The sequence below is a fragment of the Corynebacterium sp. SA-MJD20WY100 genome, from assembly GCF_039822565.1.
Lineage (GTDB): Bacteria > Actinomycetota > Actinomycetes > Mycobacteriales > Mycobacteriaceae > Corynebacterium > Corynebacterium phoceense_A.
Map to the genome: position 1 here is coordinate 35,059 of NZ_JBCJKS010000013.1, position 19,879 is coordinate 54,937.

General features: G+C 63.8%; 23 protein-coding genes and 1 pseudogene. 12 read left to right on the forward strand and 12 right to left on the reverse strand.

Features of this window, described 5'->3' with window-relative positions; all coding sequences use genetic code 11:
* Positions 1 to 115 precede the first annotated feature (115 nt).
* The 6 genes and pseudogenes from ABJ196_RS08290 to ABJ196_RS08315 all read left to right on the forward strand — a co-directional run bounded on the left by ABJ196_RS08290 (position 116) and on the right by ABJ196_RS08315 (position 5,629).
* The gene (locus tag ABJ196_RS08290) at positions 116 to 505 is read left to right on the forward strand and encodes a GtrA family protein (RefSeq protein ID WP_347306199.1); all 390 of its coding nucleotides are present in this window, start codon (positions 116 to 118) and stop codon (positions 503 to 505) included.
* A 16-nt stretch (positions 506 to 521) separates the two neighbouring features.
* Positions 522 to 980: a GtrA family protein gene (locus ABJ196_RS08295; RefSeq protein WP_347306110.1), complete on the forward strand. Its 459-nt coding sequence runs from the start codon at positions 522 to 524 to the stop codon at positions 978 to 980.
* A 244-nt stretch (positions 981 to 1,224) separates the two neighbouring features.
* Positions 1,225 to 3,201 carry a beta-glucoside-specific PTS transporter subunit IIABC gene (locus tag ABJ196_RS08300; protein WP_347306112.1) on the forward strand — a complete coding sequence of 659 codons (1,977 nt, stop codon included), beginning with the start codon at positions 1,225 to 1,227 and terminating at the stop codon, positions 3,199 to 3,201.
* Between the two features lie 36 nt (positions 3,202 to 3,237).
* A complete protein-coding gene (locus ABJ196_RS08305; RefSeq protein ID WP_347306114.1) occupies positions 3,238 to 4,647 on the forward strand; it encodes a glycoside hydrolase family 1 protein in 1,410 nt (469 codons plus the stop codon).
* 74 nt (positions 4,648 to 4,721) lie between these two features.
* Positions 4,722 to 4,835: pseudogene (locus ABJ196_RS08310) on the forward strand (CAT RNA binding domain-containing protein); the annotation flags it as partial.
* A 191-nt stretch (positions 4,836 to 5,026) separates the two neighbouring features.
* Positions 5,027 to 5,629, forward strand: a complete 603-nt coding sequence (locus ABJ196_RS08315; RefSeq protein WP_347306116.1) for a PRD domain-containing protein — start codon at positions 5,027 to 5,029, stop codon at positions 5,627 to 5,629.
* Between the two features lie 9 nt (positions 5,630 to 5,638).
* Here the strand turns inward: ABJ196_RS08315 and ABJ196_RS08320 are convergent, their stop codons facing one another.
* Entirely contained in the window at positions 5,639 to 6,325 is a 687-nt protein-coding gene (locus ABJ196_RS08320) for a DUF6198 family protein (RefSeq protein ID WP_347306118.1), read from the reverse strand.
* A 122-nt stretch (positions 6,326 to 6,447) separates the two neighbouring features.
* A complete protein-coding gene (locus tag ABJ196_RS08325) occupies positions 6,448 to 7,314 on the reverse strand; it encodes an alpha/beta hydrolase (RefSeq protein WP_347306120.1) in 867 nt (288 codons plus the stop codon).
* Positions 7,315 to 7,354: 40 nt separating this feature from the next.
* Here ABJ196_RS08325 and ABJ196_RS08330 point away from each other — a divergent pair, with 40 nt between their 5' ends.
* Positions 7,355 to 7,888, forward strand: coding sequence for a hypothetical protein (locus tag ABJ196_RS08330; RefSeq protein WP_347306122.1), 534 nt, complete (start codon positions 7,355 to 7,357; stop codon positions 7,886 to 7,888).
* On the opposite strand, the gene ABJ196_RS08335 is transcribed toward ABJ196_RS08330, so the two are convergent.
* Complete coding sequence (locus ABJ196_RS08335) at positions 7,885 to 9,441, reverse strand: CotH kinase family protein (RefSeq protein WP_347306124.1); 1,557 nt, start codon at positions 9,439 to 9,441, stop codon at positions 7,885 to 7,887. The two genes, ABJ196_RS08330 and ABJ196_RS08335, sit on opposite strands and share 4 nt — an antisense overlap.
* Before the next feature lie 537 nt (positions 9,442 to 9,978).
* The gene (locus tag ABJ196_RS08340) at positions 9,979 to 11,910 is read right to left on the reverse strand and encodes a M13-type metalloendopeptidase (protein WP_347306126.1); all 1,932 of its coding nucleotides are present in this window, start codon (positions 11,908 to 11,910) and stop codon (positions 9,979 to 9,981) included.
* 32 nt (positions 11,911 to 11,942) lie between these two features.
* Here ABJ196_RS08340 and ABJ196_RS08345 point away from each other — a divergent pair, with 32 nt between their 5' ends.
* The 5 genes from ABJ196_RS08345 to ABJ196_RS08365 are packed head-to-tail and all read left to right on the forward strand — an operon-like array spanning position 11,943 to position 15,281.
* Entirely contained in the window at positions 11,943 to 12,527 is a 585-nt protein-coding gene (locus ABJ196_RS08345) for a hypothetical protein (protein ID WP_347306128.1), read from the forward strand.
* The gene (locus ABJ196_RS08350; RefSeq protein WP_347306130.1) at positions 12,524 to 13,369 is read left to right on the forward strand and encodes a PrsW family intramembrane metalloprotease; all 846 of its coding nucleotides are present in this window, start codon (positions 12,524 to 12,526) and stop codon (positions 13,367 to 13,369) included. The genes ABJ196_RS08345 and ABJ196_RS08350 overlap by 4 nt, the downstream gene beginning before the upstream one ends.
* A gap of 10 nt (positions 13,370 to 13,379) precedes the next feature.
* Positions 13,380 to 14,096, forward strand: coding sequence for an acetolactate decarboxylase (budA, locus tag ABJ196_RS08355; protein ID WP_347306132.1), 717 nt, complete (start codon positions 13,380 to 13,382; stop codon positions 14,094 to 14,096).
* Between the two features lie 42 nt (positions 14,097 to 14,138).
* Positions 14,139 to 15,014, forward strand: coding sequence for a shikimate 5-dehydrogenase (locus ABJ196_RS08360; RefSeq protein ID WP_347306134.1), 876 nt, complete (start codon positions 14,139 to 14,141; stop codon positions 15,012 to 15,014).
* 15 nt (positions 15,015 to 15,029) lie between these two features.
* Complete coding sequence (locus ABJ196_RS08365) at positions 15,030 to 15,281, forward strand: hypothetical protein (protein ID WP_347306136.1); 252 nt, start codon at positions 15,030 to 15,032, stop codon at positions 15,279 to 15,281.
* Here ABJ196_RS08365 and ABJ196_RS08370 read toward each other — a convergent pair.
* The 8 genes from ABJ196_RS08370 to ABJ196_RS08405 all read right to left on the reverse strand — a co-directional run bounded on the left by ABJ196_RS08370 (position 15,278) and on the right by ABJ196_RS08405 (position 19,855).
* Entirely contained in the window at positions 15,278 to 16,165 is an 888-nt protein-coding gene (locus ABJ196_RS08370; protein WP_347306138.1) for a hypothetical protein, read from the reverse strand. The genes ABJ196_RS08365 and ABJ196_RS08370 overlap by 4 nt on opposite strands.
* Before the next feature lie 10 nt (positions 16,166 to 16,175).
* A complete protein-coding gene (locus ABJ196_RS08375; protein ID WP_347306140.1) occupies positions 16,176 to 16,556 on the reverse strand; it encodes an MGMT family protein in 381 nt (126 codons plus the stop codon).
* Positions 16,546 to 17,376: a VOC family protein gene (locus tag ABJ196_RS08380; RefSeq protein WP_347306142.1), complete on the reverse strand. Its 831-nt coding sequence runs from the start codon at positions 17,374 to 17,376 to the stop codon at positions 16,546 to 16,548. The genes ABJ196_RS08375 and ABJ196_RS08380 overlap by 11 nt, the downstream gene beginning before the upstream one ends.
* Positions 17,376 to 17,663 carry an RNA-binding S4 domain-containing protein gene (locus ABJ196_RS08385; protein WP_257045216.1) on the reverse strand — a complete coding sequence of 96 codons (288 nt, stop codon included), beginning with the start codon at positions 17,661 to 17,663 and terminating at the stop codon, positions 17,376 to 17,378. The genes ABJ196_RS08380 and ABJ196_RS08385 overlap by 1 nt, the downstream gene beginning before the upstream one ends.
* A 157-nt stretch (positions 17,664 to 17,820) precedes the next feature.
* Positions 17,821 to 18,150, reverse strand: a complete 330-nt coding sequence (locus ABJ196_RS08390; RefSeq protein ID WP_347306144.1) for a YbjQ family protein — start codon at positions 18,148 to 18,150, stop codon at positions 17,821 to 17,823.
* A complete protein-coding gene (locus ABJ196_RS08395) occupies positions 18,147 to 18,362 on the reverse strand; it encodes a hypothetical protein (protein ID WP_347306146.1) in 216 nt (71 codons plus the stop codon). The genes ABJ196_RS08390 and ABJ196_RS08395 overlap by 4 nt, the downstream gene beginning before the upstream one ends.
* Positions 18,362 to 19,084, reverse strand: a complete 723-nt coding sequence (locus tag ABJ196_RS08400) for an SDR family oxidoreductase (protein ID WP_257054394.1) — start codon at positions 19,082 to 19,084, stop codon at positions 18,362 to 18,364. Before ABJ196_RS08400 ends, ABJ196_RS08395 begins: the two co-directional genes overlap by 1 nt.
* Positions 19,085 to 19,162: 78 nt before the next feature.
* Positions 19,163 to 19,855, reverse strand: a complete 693-nt coding sequence (locus tag ABJ196_RS08405; RefSeq protein WP_257071604.1) for an alpha-ketoglutarate-dependent dioxygenase AlkB — start codon at positions 19,853 to 19,855, stop codon at positions 19,163 to 19,165.
* Positions 19,856 to 19,879 lie beyond the last annotated feature (24 nt).

The following is a 19,879-nucleotide window of genomic DNA, read 5'->3' on the forward strand; positions in this document are numbered from 1 at the left end:
CAGGTAGGCTATCAGCGTGGAAAATACCGCGCAGACCCCCAACCCGCAGCAACCCGACGCGCACGATGCCGCCCTGAGCACGGACGACGTTGTCAACGCGACGCCCGGTAATTCGCTGCGCACCCAGCTCGTCCGCTTCGTGTCCGTGGGCGTGTTTACGGCCATTCTCGACTTTGGCCTCACCCTCATCCTCACGCACTTGGGCCTCCACCGCTCCGCGGCGAAGGCCATCGGCTGGGTCTTCGGCACCATCGCGGCCTACCTCGCCAACGCCCGCTGGACCTTCGGGGCGCAGGTCTCCGGCCGCACTGCCACCGCAGTCGGCCTCCTCTATATCTCGACCTTCGCGGTGCAGAACTTCCTCTACTGGGCCACGAACGCCCCGCTTATCGCCATGGGCTTCGAGGGTGCCGTCAAGGACACCATCTCGTTTGTCATCGCCCAGGCGGTCGCGACAATCACCAACTTCGTTATCCAGCGCGTCTTCATCTTCAAGGGTAAATAAGACAGGACCCACCGCCATGGATTCCGCCGCCGATCGCCTTTCGCGCTCCAACTCCCTGCAAGCACAGGGCACGAAGTTCGCCATCACCGGCGGCATCTCCGGCGTCATCGACGTCGGAATCACCTGGCTGCTCCAGATCGGCCTCGACCTCCTCGGCGACACCTCGGCCCGCACCGTCGGTTTTATCGTGGGCACGCTCACCGCATACCTGCTCAACCGCCGCTGGACCTTCAACGCGAAGGCCTCCACCCGCCGCTTCCTCGCCGTTGCCGCAACGTACGCACTCACCTACGCAGTCAACATCGCGCTATACAAGTGGTGCTTCGAGTTCCTCGACAACGATCTTGCCTGGCCCAGCTCCTGGGCCCTCGTGGTCGCCTATGTCATCGCCCAAGGCACCGCGACGCTCATCAACTTTTGCGTGCAGCGCTGGGTCATCTTCCGCTCCACCCGGAAGAACTTCGTCGTGGACTAACGGCTCTTATCCTGCATGATCAGATTCACACACAGTGCTTATTGTGTTCGTTGCCCGCAGCCACTAACGTGATTCTCAACGGCACCTTCAGTGCCACCAATCCAACTAGGGTTGTCATCCTCACCGTGATGGGGAGCAAAACCTGGACGGATCATCTGCGCATGAGCGCACATGGTTCGGCCAGGTTTTTGTCATTTTCATGGCAGGATGAAGGCCCGCATAGAGTAGAAAGAACCCACCTCTCATGGCAACAAAGGTTGATTATCCGGCCTTGGCCAAGGACATCTTGGCTGAAGTCGGCGGGGAATCCAATGTGAACTCTGTGGTGCACTGCGCCACGCGTCTGCGCTTCAAGCTCAACGATCGCGCCAAAGCAGATGACGTCAAGATCAAGTCTCTTCCCGGCGTTATCACCGTCGTCGAGTCCGGCGGCCAATTCCAGGTCGTCATCGGCAATAACGTTCCGCAGGTCTACGCCGGTCTGCCCAAGAGCCTCCAGGAAAACTCCGCAAAGTCCGGCGAGGCAGCCGAATCCGAGTCGAGCAGCGTCCTCGGCAAGGCCGTCGATATCGTCTCGTCGATTTTCGCCCCTATCCTCGGCCCCATGGCCGGCGTTGGTATTTTGAAGGGCCTCCTTGCCCTCTTCGCCGCATTCGGCTGGATGGACAAGACGGGAACGACCTACAGCATTCTTTATGCTGCGGGTGACGCACTCTTCATGTTCCTGCCCCTCATCCTCGCGGTCACCGCCGGCCGTAAGTTCGGCGCCAATATCTACACCGCCATGACACTCGCTGGCGCACTGCTCTACACGCAGCTGCAGGCCGTGTCCGTCGTGGTTGACGGTGAAGTCACGCAGATGACCCTGAACGCCTTCGCCAAGGCAGGCAACGAGGTCACCTTCGTCGGCATTCCTATCGTCTTGCAGAACTACACCTCGACCGTCATCCCGATCATCCTCGCGGTGTGGGTGCAGTCGCTCATCGAAAAGCAGATCAGCAAGGGGCTCCACGAGTCCGTGCGTAACTTCCTCACCCCGATGCTCACGCTGGCAATCATGGTCCCGCTGACGCTGGCCACCCTGGGCCCGGCAGGCGTCTGGATTGGCGATATCCTGGCTTTCTTCCTCTCCGGCGCGTATGACTTCTCGCCGATTATCGCGGGCGCCCTCATCGCAGCACTGTGGCAGATCATGGTGATCTTCGGCGTCCACTGGGGCATCGTCCCCGTCTTCATCAATAACGTGGCCGTCAACGGCGTCGACCCGCTCAAGGCCGCGTGCTTCCCGTCCGTGCTCTCCCAGGCTGGTGCCGCACTCGGCGTGTTCCTCCGCGTGAAGGACCCGAAGGAAAAAGGCCTGTCGCTCTCTGCAACCCTCGCCGGCATCTTCGGCATTACTGAGCCTGCCGTCTACGGTGTGACCTTACCGCGCAAGCGGCCCTTCGTCATCGGCGTTATCTCCGCCGCCATCGGTGGCGCACTCGTCGGCGCCATGGGCGCCAAAGTCTACGGCACCGGCGCACCGGGCCTGCTCACCCTGCCCATTGGCATCGACCCGTCCGGCGAATCCAACACGATTGGCTGGCTTATCGCCGGTACTGCGCTCTCCTTCGTCCTGGCCACCGTTGGTACCTACTTCTTCGGCTTTACCAAGGAAGACCTAGAACGTGACGCCGCCGCTGTGAAGGCTGCAGAAGCCACCAACGACGGCGACGATGATGACGTCGAGGTTTCCCCGGTTACCGGCGAATTCGCCTCCCGCGCCCTGCGCGCTCCCGTCAACGGCAACATCATTCCACTGGCAGAGGTCTCGGACCCCGTCTTCAGCTCCGGCTCGATGGGCGAAGGTGTTGGATTCCAACCCACCGATGGCCGCATCGTCGCACCGTGCGACGGTCTCATGAAGGTCGTCATGAAGTCCGGCCACGCCTACGGCATCCGCACCGCAGAAGGCGCGGACATCCTCATCCACTTCGGCGTCGATACCGTGGGGCTTGGCGGCGAGGGCTTCGAGGCACTCGTCAAGAAGGGCGATTCCGTCAAGCAAGGCGACGTGCTCGCAGAAGTCGATATGCAGACCATGCGCGAGAAGGACATCGACACCACCACCATGATGATCGTGACGAACTCGGATAAGTTCGATGTCGCACGCACCGCGGGCGGCACGGTCGACGATGCTTCCGCCGTCATGACAATCAACGCCAAGACCGTCACCGCCTAAACCGCCGTCACTATTTCAAGGAGTAAGTGATCATCAATGGAGTACAAGCAGCTACCGGATTTCCCCGAGGATTTCCTCTTCGGCGCCTCGACCTCGGCCTACCAGACTGAGGGTGCCTGGAACGAGGATGGCAAGGGTCCGTCCGTCATCGACCTGCGCACGGATTTCCCCGAGGGAACCTGTGACTACACGGTGGCCACGGACACTTACCACCACGTGGAAGAAGACGTCGCCCTCTTCGCAGAGATGGGGCTCAAGGCCTACCGCTTCTCCATCGCATGGACCCGCATCATTCCGGACGGCGACGGCGCGGAAAACCCGGCTGGCATCGCGTTCTATCACAAGCTCATCGACGAGCTCCTCAAGTACGGTATCGAGCCCATCATCACGATGTACCACTTCGACCTGCCTGCGGCCCTCGACGCCAAGGGCGGGTGGGGCAACCGCGCCACCATCGACGCCTTCGAGCGCTACGCGAAGGTTCTCTTCCGCGAGTACAGCGAGAAGGTCCGCTACTGGCTCACCATCAACGAGCAGAACATGATGATTTTGCACGGCGATGCTCTGGGCACAGCCGGAATAGGCACAAGCAACTCCAAGAAGAGCGTGTACCAGCAGAACCACCACATGTTCATTGCGCAGGCGAAGGCCATGATCGCCGCGCACGAGGGCTACCCGCAGATCCTCATCGGCCCGGCACCGAATATTTCCCCGACGTACCCGGCGACCTCGAACCCAGAGGATATCGTCGTGGCCGAGGACTGGATGGCCATCCGCAACTGGCTGTACCTCGATCTCGCGGTCCGCGGCCACTACAACGGCATCGCTTGGGCCTACCTCACCGAGCGTGGCTGGGAGCCGGACATCGAAGACGGCGACATGGACATCATCGCCGCCGCGCACCCGGACTTCATCGCGTTTAACTACTACAACTCGCAGACCGTGGCCGCCATCAAAGAGGGCGAAGCCATCAATGACGGCTCCGGCGACCAGCAGATCGCGCGCGGCGAAGCCGGCCTGTACAAGTCCGTGCAGAACCCGTATGCGAAGGTCACCAGCTTTGGCTGGGGCATCGACCCGCAGGGCTTCCGCACCGTCATGCGCCGCATCTGGGACCGCTACCAGCTCCCGATGATCGTCACGGAAAACGGCCTCGGCGAGTTCGATGAGCTGACCGAGGGCGGTAAGGTGCACGACGATTACCGCATTGAATACCTCTCGAAGCACATCGAGCAGATTCAGTACGCGCTCAAGGATGGCGTCAAGATGTTCGGCTACTGCCCGTGGTCCGCGATCGACTTGGTTTCTACTCACCAAGGCGTGGCGAAGCGCTACGGCTTCATCTACGTGGACCGCACGGACACGGATCTCAAGTCCCTCGCCCGTATCCGCAAGGATTCCTTCTTCTGGTACCAGCAACTTATCAAGGAGCATAAGCTCCCTTAAGCTCGTTCCTTGCGTACGCGGTGGCCCGGCTCTCAGTAGAGTCGGGCCACCGTCATGTCTTAGGATGCATAAATATGACAACGACTGGCTGGAAGATCGTCCAGGTCTTCAACAATAACGTCGTGCTCGCCGAAAACCCCGGCAAGCAGCCACCTCAGGCTGTACTCATGGGCACGGGGATTGGCTTCGGCGCACGCAGAGGCCAGCATGTCGACGCATCCGCTATCCACGAAGTATTTGCACCCCAGATGCCCGGGGCCAACGAACAGCTCGCACGCCTGCTGTCAGAGCTCCCACCAGAGCTCCTTGACCTCGCCCGCGAGCTTGCCGATGTCGCCTCGCTGCTCTGTGGCTTTCCCGTCACCGATGCCTTCGCATCATGCTTGCTGATCACATCAATGCGGCCATCGACCGCACCCTTCAAGGCATCGCGCTGCCGAACCCCATGCAATGGGAGATCCGCCAGCTCTATCCGCGCGAATACGAATTTGGCGTGCGCGCGCTCGCACTCATCAAGCAATCGACGGGCGTACAGCTCGCTGCGGATGAGGCGATTTCCCTAGCGCAGCATGCGGTCAACGCCCAATTCACCTTGGCGGGTTCTTCCACGCAGCGCTCCCCCGCAGACATGATGTCCGGAATGGCACAGACTGCCCAGTTCACGCAGCTCCTCGCCACCATCCTCGATATTGTCGAAAATGCGCTCGACGTACCGCTCGACCGCAACTCAATGGCCACCGCGCGTTTCATTACCCATCTGCGGTTCCTGCTCCACCGCCTCGTGGGCGAGCGCGGCACTCCGCACGAACCGGAGCCCGGCATGCTCGCGATGGCCGATTCCATGATGAAACAGTATCCCCAGGCCTATCGCATTGCTGGACTCGTGGTCATCAAGCTCGAATCAACCCTCGACACCAAGTGCTCGGAGGACGAGATTCTCTACCTCACCCTTCACGTCGCGCGACTGATGATGAAGGCATAACGCAGTGCCTTAGGCTCCCGGCCGATGGGTGCCGATGAGTCTTTCCATCGTAGGCAGCAAGCGCCCCATAATCGGACCGACAAGCGCGGAGATCAGCGTGGCCTCACGCACCGTGTCGAAATTGTCCAGGAACGCCAGAGTCAGCACCACGGTCACGATGACGCAGAAGAGATCGAAACCGAGCTTCACTGTGGAAAAGCGCAGGCCAAAGACCGCTGCCATGGCGTTGACGATTCCGTCGGCTGGCATGTAGAGCACGTTCGCCGCGACGACGAGGGAAAGGCTCACCGCCACGATGAGCATGCCGATCACGGCCACCAAGAGCTTGCCCCCATAGTTCACCGTCATCGCGTCTGCGATCGGATGCAGCAGGTGAACCCACACGTCCAGCATGACGGACGCATAAAGCGTGACAGGGATCTGCAGCCATCCCGACCGCGGAAAATTACGGCGCAACAGCAGCAGCTGCACAATAAAGTAGAGGCCGTTGAGGATAAAGAACCACGTGCCGAAGGACAGCGGCGTGAACTTGCTCAGCGCCAACATCGGCGCAGAAATCGATGCGGTACCCAGGTGGCTCAGACTCATAAATGCGGTGCCAGCCATAAAGAACGTCAACGTCGCGATAGACACGACGAACATACGCACGGTGTACCAGCGGTCGCCGTGTTCCGCGGCGGAAGGCGTCGTTGCCAAGGGAGGGACCTCATTTCCAAGCGCATGTGGAAGTCAATGAGATCACTGTACGCGGTCATACCCGCATTTTCTCAGGGCGGGGTATCACTCGATATCCCCGCCCCGTGTCGTGCTTGCCCGCGTTACGCTGCGACTTTCTTAAGGAACTCCGCCGTGTCCTTAATGCGCTGACGCGCCACGGCCGGCGTAGAAATACGGTGCCGCGCCACATAATCCGCGGTCTGCGCGCCCGGCAGCTCCACGCGCCCGGCGATTTCATCTTCCGTCGCAGTTTGGATGAGCGTGTTGGGGAGGGCATCGGGAAGCTCATAGCCCGCACGCAGCTCATCCGGCAGATTGCCGAGTGCTGCAAAGTCCGGGAAGGTGAGCAGGTACGCGTCGGCTTTGACCAGCGCCGCGAGCGCGCCGCCGGAGGAATAGCCCCACACGGTCACGTGTCCCGGCAGCGCATCGATCGCCGCCTGCACGACCTTCACCATGTCATCCACGGTGTGTTCCGGCGCCAGCGGGTAATCAATGTCCACGATGGTCGTTCCGGACAGCTGCGCGGCCGCCGCGACCTCCGGACGCCATTGCATCTCGAGCGCCTGACCGTCGCCGCGCCACCAGCCGCCCGAATGCAGCGACACGGCGTACGTGCCGTTCGGCTCGCTCGGGGTAAAGACGCGGCCGTGCTCGTTGTCGCTCACGGTCACGCCGTCCGTAAACGCCGTGCCCGGCATGGAGTGGTCCACCGCCGTCCCCAGCACCATCATCGAGGCCTGGACAATGCGATCCGGCAGCTTCGCGCAGTAATTATCCGCCTCCGGCGAGCCGCCACCGGCCCACGGCGGGCGGAAATCCGGCAGCTCATAGTGCGCGTCGATGTACGAGCCCAGCTGCTCGAGCTGCTCTTTCTCGCTGAGCTGGCGGTCCTGGCCGCCAATCTCCCAGGACTGGCCTTCAGCGAGTTCGGCGTGCGGTACTTCCTGCGGTTGCTTGTCAGTCATGCGCCCCAGACTACCTGCCTGGCGCGCTAAGCTGGCCGGCATGACTGAAGCGACCGTACACCCCGAAGCCACCCTCTCGCCTACCAAGGACGAGCTGTGCGCCGAGTTCTCCACCATCACGGAGCGTCTCGGTTCGTATCGCGCGGTGGATCCGGACGGCGAGGTGGGCATCGAGGTCATCATCGGCCACACCTTCTCCGGCGAGCTGGGCCAGCTCTTCTTCTCCTATCGCGCCGCGGATAACGCCACCAAGAAGGAAATCGCACGCATGGAACACTCCGTGCTCGGCGCGCGCTCCGTCGCCTTCGGCGCCGATGACCGCGTGGCAAAGGCTGAGTTCAAGAGGATCGTCGAAGAATCGGACGTATCCGCGGGCTTCGTCGACCGCGAGGACAACGACAACCCCCAGCGTTTTACCGCCTATGGCACCGGCGGCGAGGGCGAGTTCTTTTGCTATTCCACCCTCATCGACGAGCCGAAGGCCCCCGGCCAATTGCGCGTCATCGATCACGAGACCGGTGCCGACTACCTCGCTGGTGCCGTCGTTCCGCGCGCCTCGCGACGCAAGGCCTAGGCCTTCTGAGTGGCCAGATAGTCCTTGCGCTGCGTGATGAATTCCTGCAGCTTGTCCGCGGCCGAGTCGATGTCTGACTGCGGCGTCCCGTCCGTCGCCGGAACCTGCGAGCGCAGGTTCTCCAGCGTCTTTTCAGCGAATCCCGAGCCATAGATCTGCTCGTAGAGGTCCCAGTACGCCTGGTCATAGACGGCCTTGAATTTCTCGGACGCCAGGAAGCGCGTCTTGAGCTCGTTGCCGCTCATCATGCCGCCCTTGCCGCCCTGCTGCTCCTGCTTGTCCGCGGTCTGGGTGGCTGCGGCGTCTGCGGTGGTGGAGGCGGCGGCATCGGAAGGCTGGGCCTGCTGGCGGTGGCCGCCACCCATGGATGCGGACTCGTCCGGGGACTGCTCCGCAGTATTCTGCATCGACATGTCGAGGTCCCACGACACGACGAAGATCTTCTTCGTCTCGTTGTCGTACCAGAGGTAGTAATTCTTGCCGGGGCCGGCCATGTCATCGCTGTTGACGAGCAGGTTCTGGGTGGCGAGGTACTTCGCGAAGGAGTCGACGTCGACGTAATCCTCGAGGTGCGCGTCGAATTCGGTGTCGTCGGCGGAGTCCATCCACGTGAGCAGATCTACGATGGGTTGTTCATTCTCCACGTCGTCATCCTTGGACTCGATCTTGAACTGATCCTCGTAGGTTTCCGGGTCATCGCCCTGGTAGGTAAAGGAGCTTTCGGAGTCCGCCTTGTAGAGGATGCCGTCGCCAAGGCGGGCCGCGTAGTACTCGTCAGGATTCTCCAGCGCGATGCGAGTGAGCGTCTCGCCGCCATTGACCGAATACGTGAGGTACGTGTAGCGCTGCGAGGCCTGACCGGTTTCGGCGGTGGCCGAGAGCGCCGTCGCCTCGTTGAGCGACGGAATGCCCGAGCGCAGCGAGAACTGGGACATGCCTTGGTAGACGCGGCCGTCCTCATACTTGTCGAAGCTGATGAGCAACGGCCAGGTGGTCACGTCGCTTTCGTCGATGCTGGAGCCGGACATGCCGCCGCCTTGCGGGGCCCCGCCAGGGCCACCCTGACCACTGTCGGGCGGGGTGGGCTTCTCGCCGTCCGTGGGCATCTGCATTCCTGCGGGAGCCTGACCGTCGGCATTCTCACCAGGCGCTTGTCCGCCGCCCGGCATACCGGAGTTGCCGCCGAGAGTGCGCAGGGAGGAGTTGCCCTTGAGACGCACGCCGACATTCTCGATGGTCGTGCCGTCAATCGTGATGTTGGCCTTCACCCAGGTCTTTTCGTCGCCGCTTTGGTAGTCCTCAAGCATGGTGTCGATGGCGTCCTGGTCAATATCGAGGGAAACCTCGTGGGACTGCGACAGATCAAAAAGGTCGGGGTTGTCCGCGCCGACGTCGGTGGTGTCGTCAAGGAGATCGGCGAGCTGCGTGGTCTGCACGGACGTGGCGGATGCGGTGCTGGTCGTGTCGTTCGCGCTGCACGCGGCCAGGGAAATGGCGGTGGCACCGGCGACGATGCCGGCGATGATCTTTGTGCGCAAGGTCAAGCGCTGCATGGGAGTCCTCTCATACGTGATGTTCGGGTATGAGACTTATTTAAAGACACCCACCTGCACGCACCGCGCGGATTTCTGGGCAGGGTTGTGAGAGTTCGAGCCTGGTTTCCTGGAAGCCAGCTGAGCAGTTCCTGTTCCTGCCGAAAATTCCTCGTTTCAATGGGGGCCGGTTCAGGTGGTGAATGCAATGCGACTGGAAGGAGCATTGCATGAACCCCGAGGATGTGAAATCTCCTAGAGAGAAGTACCTGGCGGCCTACCTCCACGCCCCGCCCGCTGCCCGAGATCCGCACGGCGTTGTGGGTGGGGTGTCAAAAAGAATCCTGACACCTCACCCTCGCGTCTCCCAATGACTGGGTGCGCATCGGCGTGACGACGGTCGCGTTCGTCTACGCGCTAGCATCGGCGCGCAGCTCGAAATCAAGCAGCACGACATCAAGCAGCACGAAGAAATAGCCGCAACGCCCGAATAAGAAGCGAAAAATTGAAAATTCTCGACCTTATTCGGGCGTTGTGGCTATCGGACGCCGAAGCGAGCTACCAGATGGTGACGCGGTCCTCGGGCGCGACGTAGGTGGGGGCATCGGAAGGCACGTCGAAGGCCTCGTAGTACTCCGCGACGTTGGCGACGATGAGGTTGCAGCGGAACTCGGCCGGCGAGTGCGGGTCGATGGCGAGGTACTGGGCGGCCATCTCCGGGCGGATGGCGGTGCGCCACACACGGGCCCAGGCGAAGAAGAGGCGCTGGAGGCCGTTCCACTCCTGCTCGGCGAGCGCGGGGTCGGCGCCTTCTGCGGTGAAGGGCTGGACCTGGCCGAGCGGGTCTAGATCGTGATCGGCGCAGTACTTCTTGTACGCCACGACGGCAATACCCAGGCCGCCGAGGTCGCCAATGTTCTCGCCCAGGGTGAAGGAGCCGTTCACGCCGGAAGACTCGATGCCGGCTTCTTTGAGGACGGTGGGCACCTGGCCCTGGTACTGGTCCACGAGCTTGGCGGTGAGCTTCTCAAACGCGGCGCGGTCCTCGTCGGTCCACCAGGAGGTGAGGTTGCCGTCGCCGTCGTACTGGGAGCCCTGGTCGTCGAAGCCGTGGCCGATCTCGTGGCCGATGACGGCGCCGATGGCGCCGAAGTTCTCCGCGACGTCGCCGCCCTCAGCGGACGCGGTGAAGAACGGCGGGCGCAGGATGCCAGCGGGGAACGTGATGTCGTTGGCCACCGGGTTGTAGAAGGCGTTGACGGTCTGCGGGGTGGCGAACCACTCCGTGCGGTCGGCCGGCTTGCCAATCTTGGCCAGCTCGTAGTCGTGCGAGAAGGCGGAGCCGCGGCGGTCGTTTTCGACGGCGTCGTCCGTGGGCTCCAGGCCCTCGTAGGAGCGCCACTTATCCGGGTAACCGATCTTCGCGTTGAACTTGCCCAGCTTCTCCAGGGCGCGCTCGCGGGTCTCGGCGGTCATCCACGGCAGCTCGGAAATACGGGAACGGTAGGCGTCGAGCAGGTAAGAGACCAGCTCAAGCATCTCTTCCTTGTACGAGGCCGGGAAGTGCTTGTCCACGTAAGCCTTGCCAATCTCCTGGCCCACGTAGCCAGCCTGACCAAGGGCACGCTTCCAGCGATCGCGCTGCTCGGTAGCACCGGTCAAGGTCGTGCCGTAGAAATCGAAGTTGGCCTTAGAAATCTCCTCGGTGAGCAGGGCCGCGCGGCCGCGCAGGATGTGCCACGTTGCCCACAGCTGCCAGTCCGCGATGCGGTCTGCGGTGAACAGCGAATCCAGGTGCGTGAGGAAAGACGGCTGTGCGACAACGACGCGGGACTCAGGGAACTGGGCGCCGCGCAGGATCTCTTGCACGTGCTCGGGCAGGTCAGTGAACTCGGTCGGGTTATAGGTCTTCACAGCGTCGCGGGAGGCGACGACGTCCCAATGACCAGCCGCGATGGAGGTCTCGAGTGCGACGATGCGGGTGGCGGCGGCATCGGCAGGCAAACCAAAGATACGGCCGGAATCAAGGAAGCCAAGCATGCGCTCAACGTGCGCGCGGTAGGCCTTGAGGGTCTCAGCGTGGGCCTCCTCGCGGTAGTAGGCCTCGTCCGGCAGGCCGAGGCCCGACTGGATAAGCGTCGCAATCGCATCAGTGCCGCCCGGGTCCTTCTCAATGTACGCAGCCACCGGGCTACCAATCCCGAGTCGGTCCAGCTCACCACACACGCGCGCGAGCTCGTGTGTATCCGCCACGGCGAGGCGGTCGAGGTCCGCGTCGAGCGGGGCCACGCCCGCAGCGTTGAGCGCGTCGACATCCATAAACGCGGCGTAGAACTTCCCGGCGCGGCCGGTATCGTTCTTCACAATCTCGTGTTCCATCTCCTCCGCATCATCGCGCAGCTTATGGAACGTACCGTCCACCGCGCGGTCCGCGGGGATCTCGTGCGTGGCCAGCCAGGGCCCATTCAGAAACTGATAAAGGTCATTCATGCCGCCCCAGCTTAATAGCTAAGGTGGACGCCATGTCCGCTCCCGCTTTCCCCTATCGTCTCCAACCCCCGCGCATGGGGGCAGGGCTCACTGCGGTGCTGCTGAGCGCCGCGGTCCTACTCTTTGCGCCCACGGTCTATTGGCTCACGCTTCCAGACCCACTGCGCCCGGCGGAGCCGCTGGTCATTGGAGACGTCGCCGTGCCCATGGAGTGCACGCCCACGGCCGGGTTGCTGCCTTCCGAGGGCTGGTATTGCGGGGATACGACCGTCACGGTCACGGAGACTCCCGGCGTCGCGGACGCGGAGCTCGCCGCCCGGCGAGCCCTGCGCAATATCGCGTTCGGCACGGACCCCGCTGGCCCCGTCGCAGTCTCCGGCTCGGCCCTCGTGCTTGCCGATGCCCCCACCGGCGCCGCAGCCCTCATCCTCCCGGCCCCAGACGAAGACACGGCCTTCGTCGTCACCTTTGAGGGCGCGGACGCGGCCTCTGTCCTGGCTCCCACGTGGCAGGCGGCGACCGGCGAGGCGTTGCCGGCGACAATCACGGACGAGCTCGCGCACATCGAATCCCACGACGGCTTTGAGCCGGCGCTTCCGCAGGCGGTGAGCGTATGAGTCGCGCCGCCCGCGGGGTCCTCTGGGCTGGTCTGGGCCTGGGCATTGTGGTCTTGGCCCTCTTCGTGTTTCCTATTTTCTTTGTGCTGCCGGGGCTCGCACTGGCGGGCTCGGCCCTCGCCGCCCTCTACACCGCGCTAGTTCTGTGGCTGCTCCACCTCACCCGGCCGGCGTGGCCGGGCGGGCGCGCGTGGGTCGTCGCCGCGCTGCTCTGGGGCTCGGGAACGTCCTTCGGAGTCGTCTCCGCCGCCGGGCTGGGGTGGTTCGACATCATCGACCACTGGCGCTGGGATCCCCTCATCGCGTCCTTCGGCGGCGCCTACCCGGAAGAACCCGCAAAGGCCCTGGGCGTGTTCCTCGTGCTCCTGTCCTTCCGAGAGCTGCGCCGCCCATGGCATGGGTTCCTTGCCGGCGCCGTCGTGGGCCTGGGCTTCGAGACCACCGAGAATCTCCTGTACTCGTTTATGGGAGCGCTCACGGATCCTGTCTCTGACTGGGGCGGCTTCTGGGCTATGTGGGGCCTGCGCGTTGTCGCTGGGCCCTGCCTCCACGTCGTCTTCACGGCCATCGCCGGCTGGGGTGTGGGCTGGGCGCTCTACGCCGCCGGGTGGTCACGCCTGCGCCGCGTGGGCGTTGCCGCGGGTTTCCTCGCCTTCGCCTTCGCAGGCCACTTCCTGTGGAACATCACGCTCGACACGGACGCGTGGTGGGTCTACGCCCCCATGGTGTGTTCCGCACTTCTTACCTATCCCACAGTTTTCCTGCTCCTGCACCGCGCGCGGCGTCTCGCAGCGGCGGATCCGGGCTACGTGGCCGTGAAGGAGGTGCGGACCCGCGTCTAAGCTGGAACGCATGCAACACACGCGCCACTCCATCTTCCAAACCAGCCTCATCACCTCGCTCGCCCAGGGCGTCTACGAGGACGAGATGATGTTGTCCGAGCTCCTCGGTCACGGCTCCTTTGGCATTGGCACCTTCAACAGCCTCGACGGCGAAATGGTCATCCTCGACGGACGCTGCTACCGCCTGCGCTCCGATGGCTCCGTCACCGAGCCCCCGCTCGACGAGCGCACGCCCTATGCCGTGGTCACCAACTTCGTGCCCTCTATCCGCGAGGAGCTCTCCGGCCCGCTCACGCGTGACGAGTTCTCCAAGGTCGTAGACGGGTTCATTCCCAGCTCCAACTATATGTACGCTCTGCGCGTTACCGGGCGTTTTAGCTGGGCCAGCTCGCGCACCGTGGAGCGCCAGGAGCAACCCTACCGCCCCATGGTCGAGGCCACGGATGGCGAGGAGGTCGTGCGTTTCGAGAATTTCACGGGCACCGTCGCCGGGTTCCGCACGCCGCTCTACGAGGCCGCCATCTCCGTAGCCGGCTGCCACGCCCACGTCATCAACGATGAGCGCACGTGGGGCGGCCACCTCGTGGACTTCGTCCTCGAGGAAGGCACCGTCGAGCTGTGCCTGTGCACGGATTTGCAGCTGCGCCTGCCGCTCACGGACGAATTTAGCGCCGCCGATCTGGGCCGCGACATGTCCGAGGAAATCAAACAGGTCGAGCACCACTAAGCTCCGCTAGGCGCCGCGGGAAGTCTGGTTACACTGGGTGCCATGACCGAACACACCCCAGACGTCGAATCCCTCGCCCACGGCACGCCGCGTCTCGTCGCCGGCGGCATCACGAAGGACACGCAGCTGTGCCTGTCGCTGTCCGGCCGCCCTGGCAACACGGGCACGCGCTTCCACAACTATTTGTACGACGCGCTCGAGCTCAACTACGTCTACAAGGCGTTCACGACGGACGACATCCAGCAGGCCATCGCCGGCGTGCGAGGCCTGCAGATCCGGGGTGCCGCGATTTCGATGCCGTGGAAGGAAGACGTCATCGCCCTCGTCGACGAGATGGATCCGTCCGCCGAGGTCATCGAGTCCGTCAACACCATCGTCAACACGGACGGCCATCTGAAGGCCTACAACACGGACTACCTCGCCATCGTCTCCTTGCTGCGTTCCAACCAGCTCGACCCAGCACTCGAGACCGTCGTCCTCGGCTCCGGCGGTATGGCCAAGGCCGCCGTCGCTGCCCTGCGCGACGAGGGCTTCACCCACGTCACCGTCGTCGCCCGCAACACCACCACGGGCCCTGCGCTCGCGAACAAATACGGCTTCGGGTACGCGCCCCAGCTTGGTTCGCTCACACCACAGCTCATCATCAACTGCACGCCCATCGGCATGGAGGGCGGTCCGGAAGCGGCCGACCTGCCCGTGCCCGACGCCGCAGTCCAGGCGGCCGAGGTCGTCTTCGACGTCGTACCCCGCCCCACCATCACGCCGCTGCTCGCCCGCGCGCAGGAACTCGAGAAAATCATCATCACCGGCGCCGAGGTCATGAGCCTGCAGGCCCTCGAGCAGTTTGTGCTCTACACCGGCATCCGCCCCGAGCCCGAACTCGTCGCGCGCGCCACCGCGTTTAGCCGCGCCGTCTAAGTCAAGGAGAACATCATGCTCGCCTGGTTCAATAACGCAGCCGAAGTGAAGCGCTTGCGCGCCGAAGTGCAGCGCCAAGCCGCCGTCATCGAGGATCTCACGCAGCGCCTCGGCCTCGCCGCAGGAGACGTCAACGCCTACGGCGTGAGCGACGCCGAGCGCGCCCTCGTCGCGCAGGGCGAACCCATCAAGGCCATCAAGGCCTACCGCGAGCGTACCGGCGCAGGCCTGCTTGCCGGCAAGCGCGCCATCGACTCCGTGAGCTAGCAGACCTGCGAAGAGCCTGAGGACCCAGCCTGGTCCAGCGCCGCACAGGCCTGCGCCTGGGTCGCGGCGACCTGGTCCTCCGCGTTGCGGATGAACTGGCGCGCCTGGGCACGGAACTGCACGGGGATGCCCGGCAGGATGGAGGCCTCGAGCTGTGAGGGCTGGCGGGTGGCGGGGGCACCGGGACGCGGTGCGGGAGCTGGAGCACCGTCCGGCGTCACACGCACGGCACGGAGGACGTCGAAGGTGAGGTCCGCGGCCGAGCCATAGGTATTCGCCGCGATAACAAAGCCGTTGCCCAGCGAGACGGTCGCATTGACGTCACGCTCGTCGGACCAGCCGAACTTCGTGCCGATAATCCCCGGAATCCGGGACGTGCCGTAGTCCTGCTTGTAGCCATCCGCAGCGACGGGTGCGGCGGTGCGCATGCCGGTGACGATGGGCTGCGCCACCGGGTCGCCGACCATAATCGAGGTAAAGCGCGCGAGATCCTCCGTAGAGGTCGTGGTGTTGCCCCAGTACCCCCGGTAATGGGTCTCGTTCAGGCCGAACTGGCCGATGACCTCCGGAATCGCCTGCGGGTACTTGCGGTCGAGGTCAGACGCGGTGGCGTCCTCGCTGTAGCGAATCATGTTCTCCACGCGGGCCTTATCCTCAGGCGCTCCGTGGTGGAGCACCCAGTAGCCCAGATAGAGCTTGACCAGCGAGAGCGCCGGGCGCGACTCGTGCGAGTTCGCGGTGGAAACCACCACACCATTGTTGTAGCGCAGCGTGACCTGCGTGCGCGCAGCAACGGCGGCGGGATCGAGAGTGGTGGCGGCGACGGCCGGGGCGGAGCCCAGCACGAGGGAGGCAACGAGAACAGGCATCGCGCGTGTAAGCATGCCGAAAACCTTAGTCCTCTTTCCTGTCAACCAGCGCGCGCAGGTCCCGCGCGTCCAGCCCATGCGCCCGCATGTCCGCCTTTCCGGACGCTAGCCTTCCGATGCCCTCGTCCTCCCAGCGCGGCCAGACCCGCTCCGGGTCGTGCGGTGAACCGTCCGCACGCAGCACGCGCCACCAGGGCAGATCCGCGCCGTGCACGCGCATGACCCAGCCGACGTAACGCGCACCGACGCCCGTGGCCTTGCCGATCTCCCCGTAAGTTGTGACGTTGCCCGGGGGAATGCTTGTCACAAGCGCCTGCACGCGCTCGACGTTGGCTTTCGCCTTCTCCGAGCGCGGCGGCACGCCTTCCGCCCAGGCCCCCTTCTGAGAGGTCTTTTTAGAGGTCAAGCAGATCGTCCGACTCGCGCGGGTCTTCCTCCGGCGCATCCTCAACCTCGGTGAGCGTTACGGTCGCGCCCGTCGAGTCCGCAAGCAGCACCATGCGGCCAAACGGCGAATCCCACGGCTCGCGGATAATCTCGCCGCCGAGCTCCACGGCCTTCTGCGCGGCGGCCTCCACATCGCGCACGCCCAGATACGTCTGCCAGAAGCTCGGGACCTGCGGCGGGAACTGGCCCTGCGCGTTCCAGAAGCCCGCGAACGGCGCGCCGTCTTCCTCGGCGGTGGCGTAGACGATGCCATCCATCTCCGGGCCGGTCTGCGTGCGAATCTCCCAGTCGAAGAGCTCGCCGTAGAAGTCCAACGCCTGGTGGAAGTTCGCCGTCGCCGTGAGCTCATGCCACACCGGGGTACCCGGCTCGCCGCCCGCGACGAACTGGTCCGCGCCGCCCGGCTGGATAAGTCCGAACATGCCGCCAGCTGTATCAACGGCGAGCGCCATGTGACCCAGCTCCACCGGCTGCGCCGGAACGAGCACGCGCCCGCCCAGCTTTTCTACCTTCGCCAAGTCCTCATCGATATTTCGCGACAAGAAGTACGTCACCCACGTATCCGGCATGCCGCCCTCCTCGGGCTGCGGAATCATGCCAGCAATGGGCAGGCCCTGAATGCGGGCCATTCGATATCCGCTTGCATCGAGGTTTCCCGAGCCTGCGGGGGACACCTCCCAACCCAAGACTTCTTCGTAGAAACGCGCCGACTTGCGCGTATCCGCCGTGGTGAGGTCAATCCAGTAGGGCATGCCCACTTCAGCTTCGAATGCGGGCATTACATGTTCCTCCACTTTTCGGGATCAAAATCGTCATCGGCCGTGGCCTCGTCGAAATAGTCATCATCCTCGTCGTCCTGCGAGATGACGCGCGCGCACGCGTCGCCGATGCACACCTCGTCGCCCACGTGCACCGCATGGCCACGTGCGGTCTGCGGCTCGCCGTTGACGGTCACCGCACCTTCGGCGATGAGTTCTTTGGCCTCGCCGCCCGTGGCCACGAGGCTGGCCAGCTTAATGAACTGGCCGAGTTTGATGGACTCGCCTTTGATTGAGACTTCTAGCATGCGTGCCAGTCTAGCGGCCCGCGCCGCACACCCCCGCGGCTGCCAAAAATCTTCGTTTCACGCCTGCCACGACAGGGTTTTCGGCAACCAGCGTGTCATTACCGAAAATCCTCTTTCCAGGTTTTCGGTAACGAGCCCCTCTGCGGGCGGTGCATGCTTAGCTCAGCGGGCGCAGCTTCACGGCCGTGCCGGTGGCCGTGACCATGAGCATGTCGTTGCTGGCGCCCATGGGCGAGTAGTCGAAAGCGATGCCCACGACGGCATCGGCGCCGAGCTCCGCACCGCGGTTCCACAGCTCGTTGAGCGCGGACTCGCGGGCCCTGACAGCCTCGTCCTCGTAACCCGCGGAGCGTCCGCCGGTAAAGGAGCGCAGGGACGCGCCCAGGTCCTTGAGAAAATTGATGCCGGTGACGGTCTCGCCCGCAATCACCCGAATGTACGACGTAATTTCGTGGCCTTCAACGTTATTCGTGGTCGTAAAAATCATGCCCTCAGACTACCGAATCCCTCCCCCACCATGACGGCTCCGAGCACGACAAAGATCACCCCCGCCACGACGTCGATGTGGACGCGCCACCGCGCGATCCACCGCGTCATGGACCGCGGGGCGACGCGCATGACCTGCACGATGTCGGGCCCGGGCACGACGAGGACGGCCGCCCTCACTCCCAGGAAGGCGGCCAGCGTAGACAGCGGCACTAGCTCTGCGTGCGCGGCTTGAGCGTCATGACGTCGATGTTGAAGTGCGCGGGCAGCGAGGCCACCCAGCGCACGGCTTCCGCGATATCCTCAGCGGTGAGGTTGACCTCGCCGTCGTAGACCGCGGCGGCCTTGCCCGCGTCACCGCGGAAGCGGTTGAGCGAGAACTCCTCCGTGGCCACGCGGCCCGGATCCAGCTCTGTGACGCGGACGTTGTGGTTCTCGATGCGCAGCGCGCGCGAAATGACGCGCACGCCGTGCTTCGCGTTGTTGTACGCGGAGCCGCCCTCGTAGACATTCCAGCCCGCAACGGAGCCCATGTTGATAATGAGGCCGGAGTTCTCCGGGGCTGCCTCGAGCTTGGGCAGCAGCGCCTGTGTCACGCGCACGGTGCCCAGGACGTTCGTGTCGAACATCCACTGCCAGTCCTCAATCTTCGTCTCCGCGAGCGGCTCAAGCCCCTTCGCACCGCCGGCGTTATTGACCAGCAGATCGACACGCGGGAGCACCTCGGCCAGCGCGTCCACGGACTTCTGATCCGTCACGTCGAGCTGCACCGCCGTGCCACCGATGTCCTCGGCGAGCTTCTCTAGGCGATCCATGCGACGCGCCGCGACGACCACGTGCCAGCCGTCGCCAGCCAGCGCACGAGCCGAAGCTTCACCGATACCGGAGGACGCCCCCGTAACGACCGCTACCTTCTTGCCTGCCGGAATTGCCATGGTTCAGGGTCCTTTCGCCGCGCTTACATGAGATCTTTTCCCACATGGTACGCGGTTATCCGTAGCCAGACCGATGAATTATTCGGGAGTCCGCGGCGCCGCATCCACCTGCCGAATGGTGATGTTGATCCGCCCTTCGCGCAGGCCACAGCCTTCCGGCAGCGTCCCGTCGTCCACGCGCACGATGCCGTGGTACGCAAAGCGTTTCGGCCCACCAAAGACGATGAGGTCGCCCGAGCACGCCATGATGTCATCCCACGGCTTGTTACGGTTGTCCGTGTTTCCCATCCGAAACAGCGCCTCGTCGCCGATGGACAGCGAAATCACCGGTGCCTCGGACTCCTCAAAGTCGTCAACGTGCATGCCCATCGCCGAGCCCGGCGGGTAGTAATTGATAAGCGCCATCTGCGGGACGTAGCCCTCAACCCAGGGTTCGAGCTCCGCGCTTACCGATGCCGCCGCCCGCAACGCCGCAGGAGCCAGCCCCGCCAGCGACTCGGGCATGGGCGGCACCTGCGTGCCCTCAATATTGTTGACATAGCGGTAGCTCGCGTAGTGCCAGAAACGCCCCACATGCAGCTGAAACACGCTCATCTGCCCGGACTTGAGCTGCGGCTTGTACATGCCCATCGGCGTGCCTGCGTAAGCCCGCGCCGTCTCGCGAAACTCCCCCACGAGCGCGCGCTGCTGGTCGATATCCAGCCAGCCCGGCAGGTGTGCCACGCCCGGCGCGACCTTCACCGCAGGGCGCGGGAGCGAATCAAAAAGCATGGATCCATCCAATCACTTTTTTGG

Excerpts from the sequence above, each read along its gene's own strand:
- ABJ196_RS08295 (WP_347306110.1), top strand. The coding sequence starts at position 522 with ATGGATTCCGCCGCCGATCGCCTTTCGCGCTCCAACTCCCTGCAAGCA.
- ABJ196_RS08300 (WP_347306112.1), top strand. The coding sequence starts at position 1,225 with ATGGCAACAAAGGTTGATTATCCGGCCTTGGCCAAGGACATCTTGGCT.
- ABJ196_RS08305 (WP_347306114.1), top strand. The coding sequence starts at position 3,238 with ATGGAGTACAAGCAGCTACCGGATTTCCCCGAGGATTTCCTCTTCGGC.
- ABJ196_RS08315 (WP_347306116.1), top strand. The coding sequence starts at position 5,027 with ATGCTTGCTGATCACATCAATGCGGCCATCGACCGCACCCTTCAAGGC.
- ABJ196_RS08325 (WP_347306120.1), bottom strand. The coding sequence starts at position 7,314 with ATGACTGACAAGCAACCGCAGGAAGTACCGCACGCCGAACTCGCTGAA.
- ABJ196_RS08330 (WP_347306122.1), top strand. The coding sequence starts at position 7,355 with ATGACTGAAGCGACCGTACACCCCGAAGCCACCCTCTCGCCTACCAAG.
- ABJ196_RS08335 (WP_347306124.1), bottom strand. The coding sequence starts at position 9,441 with ATGCAGCGCTTGACCTTGCGCACAAAGATCATCGCCGGCATCGTCGCC.
- ABJ196_RS08340 (WP_347306126.1), bottom strand. The coding sequence starts at position 11,910 with ATGAATGACCTTTATCAGTTTCTGAATGGGCCCTGGCTGGCCACGCAC.
- ABJ196_RS08345 (WP_347306128.1), top strand. The coding sequence starts at position 11,943 with ATGTCCGCTCCCGCTTTCCCCTATCGTCTCCAACCCCCGCGCATGGGG.
- ABJ196_RS08350 (WP_347306130.1), top strand. The coding sequence starts at position 12,524 with ATGAGTCGCGCCGCCCGCGGGGTCCTCTGGGCTGGTCTGGGCCTGGGC.
- budA (WP_347306132.1), top strand. The coding sequence starts at position 13,380 with ATGCAACACACGCGCCACTCCATCTTCCAAACCAGCCTCATCACCTCG.
- ABJ196_RS08360 (WP_347306134.1), top strand. The coding sequence starts at position 14,139 with ATGACCGAACACACCCCAGACGTCGAATCCCTCGCCCACGGCACGCCG.
- ABJ196_RS08365 (WP_347306136.1), top strand. The coding sequence starts at position 15,030 with ATGCTCGCCTGGTTCAATAACGCAGCCGAAGTGAAGCGCTTGCGCGCC.
- ABJ196_RS08370 (WP_347306138.1), bottom strand. The coding sequence starts at position 16,165 with ATGCTTACACGCGCGATGCCTGTTCTCGTTGCCTCCCTCGTGCTGGGC.
- ABJ196_RS08380 (WP_347306142.1), bottom strand. The coding sequence starts at position 17,376 with ATGCCCGCATTCGAAGCTGAAGTGGGCATGCCCTACTGGATTGACCTC.
- ABJ196_RS08385 (WP_257045216.1), bottom strand. The coding sequence starts at position 17,663 with ATGCTAGAAGTCTCAATCAAAGGCGAGTCCATCAAACTCGGCCAGTTC.
- ABJ196_RS08390 (WP_347306144.1), bottom strand. The coding sequence starts at position 18,150 with ATGATTTTTACGACCACGAATAACGTTGAAGGCCACGAAATTACGTCG.
- ABJ196_RS08400 (WP_257054394.1), bottom strand. The coding sequence starts at position 19,084 with ATGGCAATTCCGGCAGGCAAGAAGGTAGCGGTCGTTACGGGGGCGTCC.
- ABJ196_RS08405 (WP_257071604.1), bottom strand. The coding sequence starts at position 19,855 with ATGCTTTTTGATTCGCTCCCGCGCCCTGCGGTGAAGGTCGCGCCGGGC.